This is a genomic window from Nostoc sp. UIC 10630, from assembly GCF_010747425.1.
Taxonomy (GTDB): Bacteria; Cyanobacteriota; Cyanobacteriia; order Cyanobacteriales; family Nostocaceae; genus Nostoc.
This window is the reverse complement of record NZ_JAAGOG010000325.1, coordinates 1-5,839: the sequence shown is the minus strand read 5'-3', so window position 1 is coordinate 5,839 and position 5,839 is coordinate 1. Positions and strand designations below refer to the sequence as shown.

Here is a 5,839-nt window from a genome sequence, read left to right as displayed (position 1 = left end):
CTATCATGGATTAAAACAGGTATAATTTCAAAATGCTGTATGCTGTATAGCTACGTCAGCAACAGACTGAGAGGAAATATTTAACAGTACACGGAAAAGATATCATTAATAAGCAAATGGCACTTTCAATAATAATAGTTAATTATCGATCTTCGGCAGATATATGCAACTGCTTAGAAAGTGCACAACGCGTTAATATCATCAATTCGTTTAAATGGTTTATAGTTGATAACCACTCGGGAGATAACAGCCAAACTACCTTCCTCTCTTGAACTATTAAATAAAAAATTTTATTTTCGTATAGATAACGTAAGAGAATTCCGTAATATTTTTGAACATAACCCGAATAATGAAGAAGCACAACAAAACGAGCTTCAAGAAAAAATATCAAAATATAAAAAACTTGAAGATGATCTAGATAATTATGATGGAATATTGGAAGCTGTAACTTGGTTTGTACGCCAAATGTACTTTGATATGACAAAATAAAAAAAGGACGAACCCAAAAGTTCGCCCGTAACATACTATTATGCTGTTGCTAAATCCAAAGCCAAATCTAAATCTTCGCTTCTTCTCTCACCAACTTATCCCAACCCAAATCTTTCAAATTATTATTCCGACGCAACGGACGAGTCACCAACTCTAACATGTCACGCGCATTCGTAAAGCCGTGAATTTGAGCAAAAGTGAACTCCACCGACCACTTTGTATTAATACCCCGTGCTTCCAATGGGTTAGCGTGAGCCATACCAGTAATTACCAAATCTGGTTTCAACTCATAAATTCGCTGAAGTTGATTGTAATTATCTGGCTTCTCCACAATCCTTGGCAGGGGTGAATTCATTTCCTGGCAAGTTTTCTCCAACAATGCCAACTCAGCAGCTTGATAGCGCTTATCCATGTAGGGAATACCGATTTCGTGAACTGTCATCCCACAACGAATTAAGAATCTTGCTTGGGAGATTTCCAATAAGTTATCACCCATGAAGAATACAGATTTACCGCGAATCAGTTTCACGTAATCTTCCAAGCCTGCCCAAATTTGTGCTTCCCGTTCATCCAATCCTTTGGGAGTAATACCGAACACCGAGCAGATTTTCTCAATCCAAGCGCGGGTGCCATCGGGGCCAATGGGGAAGGGTGCGCCAATGAGTTTACACTTGCGGCGACGCATTAAGGTGGTAGCTGTGCGGCTGAGGAAGGGGTTGACACCAGCAACATAATACCCTTCTTCCAATACTGGCAATTCTGTGAAGCGCTTCGCGGGTAGCCAGCCAGAAACTTTGATGCCTTGTTTCTTCAGTTCCAAGGTTAACTGAGTAACTACGGGGTCGGGAAGGGAGCCAAAGAGAACTAAGGGTGGATGATCTACGTATTCAGATTCATCTTGGGCGACATCTTCTTTCTTTTTACCAAAGTTGAGCAACTTAGCGATCGCATTACGTTCACTCTTCTCTGTTTCCGCCACAGGAGCCTTATCAGGGCAACGGTTAGCCATTGCTGCCAATACTGTGTCTTCTCCTTGGGTGAAGGCGTAATCTAGACCATTTGCACGCGCAACAACGATGGGAATCCCAATTTCAGATTCCAGCTTCGGTGCCAAGCCTTCCAAATCTGTTTTGATAATTTCGGTAGTGCAAGTGCCAATCCAGACAATTACACTAGGATTGCGATCGCGTTTAATTTGCAAGCACAACCGCTTTAACTCTTCATAATCACTCAGCTGTGCCGAAATATCGCCCTCTTCCAACTCTGCCATTGCATAGCGGGGTTCAGCAAAAATCATCACCCCCATCGCGTTTTGCAGGAAGTAGCCACAAGTTTTTGTCCCAATCACCAAAAAGAAGCTATCTTCAATTTTTTGGTATAACCATGCCACGCAGCTAATTGGGCAAAAGGTATGGTAATTCCCGGTTTCACATTCAAAGCTTAAAGCTTCTGGTTGTTGAGCGACAGTCATTTTGGTTTTTTCTCCCCTTGATATTTAATGGCAGTTCAACCAATTTCAGATTTTAGACTTCGGCTTCTCTCCGAGACGCTACGCGAACGCTCAGTCGAACGATTGATAATTTTGGATTGAAGGCTGGGACAACAAAAGTATCCGCTGTCTAACGACAATTTCCCTAATTCCTCATCCAAAACTCCAAATCTAAACCTTAAAATTGCGAAGAACGGCAATAATTAAGCGTTGGGGAAGAGACGGGCAATTTCTGATTCATCAAAAACGCCTGCTGGCAGTTCTTCCCCCAAAAAATCGTTATTTTCTTCAGCCTTTTGCAAAGCTGTTTCATCACCCCAGACATCTGATAACACGTCTTTAAACGCATTCTCATCTAGTGGAATATCTTCAAGCACTTCATCATCCAGCTTTACTTCCATTACAGCTGTTGCATCTGTATCGAAAGCAATTTCCCCAAACTCATCTGCTTCTAAATTAGAGGTTTGGAGAGACTCATCTTTTAAAGCGTGTCCGTTGGATAAGGAAATATCGCCAAAGCCATTTTCGGTTTCCTCCAACGCGCTAATTTCCAGACTTTGCTCATCAGAATCCACCATTGCGAACTCTTCAACTACCGCCACCGATGCAAAGCCATTTGTATGAGAATGTGTGAATGTTTCTTCTTCAGGCTTTTCGTCAATGACATCTGCTGCTTCTTCTGCGTACTTCTCTACATCTGGGTTGACGAGAAAGCGATTACCGAGAGCAAAATCTGGGTCAAAATGCAAATCCAGCACCTCAATCAGGGTATCGGCATCAGGATTAAGTTTGGCAAAGGGCAACATTAACTGCGCTAGCTTTGGCTCTAGGGCGTTAAGAACTCCCAGGATGAGGTAAGAAGGTGGTCGCTTCCCGCCATCAGGGGTGTACACTGATTCCACTTCCATGTGCAGGGTAATCCAGTCTCGATTATTCTGGAAAAATTGCAACCACTTTTGTTTTATTGAATCCGTAAAGCTGTGAAAGAAAGCCATATTATTGTCCCCCATCCTGAGAACTTGGTGATTTATACAATCATCAAGTCTAGTTCCTCTTCTGAATTAGGAACCTGGGGTTTACCCGGATTTAGATAAAAATCGGATAACAAAGAGAACAACTCGCGATCTGGTGTGTCGTTAGGTACAACACCTTCGGGACGCGCTAGAATTTGGTCGGCGATGTTGAGATAGTAGTCGCAAACGTAGTCTAGGGAAGGATCTTGCTCTGCCATCTCAAACAAAGTTTTACCTTTCACACGGGAAACACGGATATCTTCAATCAAAGGTAAAACTTCCAAAACTGGCATGGGCACAGCTTCTATATATTTTTCAATCAAGTCACGCTTGGAGGTGCGATTGCCAATCAACCCAGCTAGACGCAGTGGGTGAGTTCTGGCTTTTTCGCGGACTGAAGCTGCAATTCGATTAGCTGCAAATAACGCATCAAAGCCGTTGTCTGTAACAATCAGGCAGTAATCTGCATAGTTGAGTGGTGCTGCAAAACCACCACAAACTACGTCACCCAGAACGTCAAAAAGAATTACATCGTACTCATCAAAGGCGTTGAGTTCTTTAAGTAATTTTACGGTTTCACCGACTACGTAACCGCCACATCCAGCACCAGCAGGCGGGCCACCAGCTTCTACGCAATCCACACCGCCGTAGCCTTTATAAATTACATCTTCCGGCCAGACATCTTCGTAGTGATAATCCTTTTCTTGGAGGGTGTCGATAATTGTGGGAATCAAAAACCCAGTCAGGGTGAAGGTGCTGTCATGTTTTGGGTCGCAGCCAATTTGCAGCACTTTCTTGCCACGTTTAGCTAGGGCGACGGATATGTTACAGCTAGTTGTGGATTTACCGATACCACCTTTTCCGTAGACTGCTAGTTTCACTGTTGTTTCCCTCTTATAGCTTTCTGTCAAACTTGTGGCTCAAACATTTGCCTTCACCTTTCCTGAGATGGCGATGCGTGAGGTCTATTGATGTCATTATTGGGCAAATTACATAGAAAAGAAAGTCGCTCTTAATTTATAAAACGTTTTTATCCGATGAATTAGAACCTAATCATGGGTATTTTAGTTTTTATGAACTAAAAAGTCTTATTTAGCTCTAAAAGTCATCTATAAAAAGTTTTTATTATCTATTTTTATAAAAAGAGTTACAAAAGACAAAAAGCCGATATTGGCTTTTTTAAATGGTTTTCATAGAATTAGCTGATGTTGGTGCAACGTGTTTTCATGAGATTGAGGCACAGGTGCAAGGTCAAACAGAGGTATATGCAGCATGATGCTGGAAATACTGCTGAAATTTGCAATCGCAGATAAATTGCCAGTTTTCAGTCGCTAGTCACAACCATGTAATTACTGCTTGAGAGTGAGTGAGTGTGATTTTGTAAAATATTATTAATTTTGCAAATATTTTCTAAGTCTAAGCCGAGCGAATAGGATTCGTGGCAATACTTTTCGGTTAAGGGGGAAAGGGGAAAGGGTTTAAATTTACCTTTACCCCAAACCCAGTAAGCTTTATCCAGACCAAAAGAGAGATTGTTGGGTTTATTCGAAAAGTATTGGGATTCGTGGCTACACAAATAAAGCCCACCTGCGTGGGCTAAGAGTAAGAGAAGAAACGTAGAGTGTGCGTAAGTCCTAATTTATTTCAGTCTATGTATTCAAGGTAATTAGGACACCTCAATTTTAATTTCCTGGATTTCTTGTAATGTTTGCCAGCCAGCTTGCCACTGGGAGTTATCTTGCAATAATTTAGCATTTATCCAAAAACGGACTTTAGGATCGCAAGAAGCAACCATTTCGGCGTAAACCCACTTAGCCTGATTTTTACGATTGACAACTTGGAAGTGCCGCCAGCCATCAACTTTTCGCTGTGCTGTCCATTTAGAACCAACTAGGTAAGGAAATTTTTGTTTTTTAGTCATTTGTTATTCGTCATTTGTCACTTGTAATTGGGAAAACACTTTCTTTATCCAAATTTCCAATATCCAATTAAGATGTCACCAAATCGCCATTACGGGTAAACTTTTGGCAATGCAACTCACTATCTTGCTGGACACATAGGGAAAACCATCTGATATTGCTCCAGCAAGTGTTGATGTTGTTGGTAATTTTGCGCTTTTTCTTGGAAAGGCGTTGTCTTACAACTTCATTAGGGCAAAGAATTTCTAACGTGCCTGTACCATCTTCGTAATTGACGATGCGAAATAGACAGTCTTGCAACATAGCACGGCTGCTGCTGTCGAAGAACCGCTTAAATCGCTGTAACTTTTCCCCTTCAGTCATTTGGCTGATGGGTTTTATTTTCAAGAAATCCTCATCCTCCAAATCAAAGTCATCATCTTCAAAGTCGTAGGGGTCAATCATTTTCAGCATCCACTATGCGACCTGAGATTATGTTAACTCTGTGTGGGGTAGGAGGAAAATGGTGGATGCAAGGTAGAAGAACTTTAATACGTCATGCTTACTTACGCATTTAGATTCCTGCTTATGAAGGAGTAATTTTGTTTATCACCATGTCTCTATAGATATTGTTAAGACAGTTACCCATACATTCTAAGAAAAAAATAGTAAGCTTTAGCTTTCGGGGGTAAGCTGTTTTCAATGCGATTAAGTGTAATTGACCTTATGAAATATCTACTTGACCATTTCACATCTTTTAAATATAATTTTGACTGCTCTAAATCTCTTTGTTATGAATAATTTTGTTTAATAAGCAGTTCTGGGGAAAGCCACTAGTCTGCCAACCCAAAAATGCGCTTGTGAGGTCTGGGGAAAGGGGAAAGGGGAAAGGGTAAGGGATTTAAAACCTTTCCCCCTGCCCCTTATCCCCACTTCGTGGGGGCCCCACC

6 protein-coding genes are annotated in these 5,839 nt (G+C 41.4%); 1 reads left to right on the top strand and 5 read right to left on the bottom strand.

Translation table 11 applies throughout. The features are described 5' to 3' along the window. Positions 1–225: 225 nt before the first annotated feature. Positions 226–489, top strand: coding sequence for a hypothetical protein (locus tag G1O98_RS36360; RefSeq protein WP_163939067.1), 264 nt, complete (start codon positions 226–228; stop codon positions 487–489). A gap of 67 nt (positions 490–556) precedes the next feature. Here G1O98_RS36360 and G1O98_RS36355 read toward each other — a convergent pair whose 3' ends face one another. From G1O98_RS36355 to G1O98_RS36335, 5 genes are all read right to left on the bottom strand, one after another. Next, a complete protein-coding gene (locus G1O98_RS36355; protein ID WP_163939065.1) occupies positions 557–1,960 on the bottom strand; it encodes a ferredoxin:protochlorophyllide reductase (ATP-dependent) subunit N in 1,404 nt (467 codons plus the stop codon). 221 nt (positions 1,961–2,181) lie between these two features. After that, positions 2,182–2,973 carry a DUF5331 domain-containing protein gene (locus G1O98_RS36350; protein ID WP_163939063.1) on the bottom strand — a complete coding sequence of 264 codons (792 nt, stop codon included), beginning with the start codon at positions 2,971–2,973 and terminating at the stop codon, positions 2,182–2,184. A 32-nt stretch (positions 2,974–3,005) separates the two neighbouring features. Next, the gene (bchL, locus tag G1O98_RS36345) at positions 3,006–3,872 is read right to left on the bottom strand and encodes a ferredoxin:protochlorophyllide reductase (ATP-dependent) iron-sulfur ATP-binding protein (protein WP_012410753.1); all 867 of its coding nucleotides are present in this window, start codon (positions 3,870–3,872) and stop codon (positions 3,006–3,008) included. A 785-nt stretch (positions 3,873–4,657) separates the two neighbouring features. Next, positions 4,658–4,912 carry a TIGR02450 family Trp-rich protein gene (locus G1O98_RS36340; protein ID WP_163939058.1) on the bottom strand — a complete coding sequence of 85 codons (255 nt, stop codon included), beginning with the start codon at positions 4,910–4,912 and terminating at the stop codon, positions 4,658–4,660. A gap of 67 nt (positions 4,913–4,979) precedes the next feature. Next, the gene (locus G1O98_RS36335; RefSeq protein WP_163939056.1) at positions 4,980–5,354 is read right to left on the bottom strand and encodes a hypothetical protein; all 375 of its coding nucleotides are present in this window, start codon (positions 5,352–5,354) and stop codon (positions 4,980–4,982) included. Positions 5,355–5,839 lie beyond the last annotated feature (485 nt).

Excerpts from the sequence above, each read along its gene's own strand:
- G1O98_RS36355 (WP_163939065.1), bottom strand. The coding sequence starts at position 1,960 with ATGACTGTCGCTCAACAACCAGAAGCTTTAAGCTTTGAATGTGAAACC.
- G1O98_RS36350 (WP_163939063.1), bottom strand. The coding sequence starts at position 2,973 with ATGGCTTTCTTTCACAGCTTTACGGATTCAATAAAACAAAAGTGGTTG.
- G1O98_RS36340 (WP_163939058.1), bottom strand. The coding sequence starts at position 4,912 with ATGACTAAAAAACAAAAATTTCCTTACCTAGTTGGTTCTAAATGGACA.
- G1O98_RS36335 (WP_163939056.1), bottom strand. The coding sequence starts at position 5,354 with ATGATTGACCCCTACGACTTTGAAGATGATGACTTTGATTTGGAGGAT.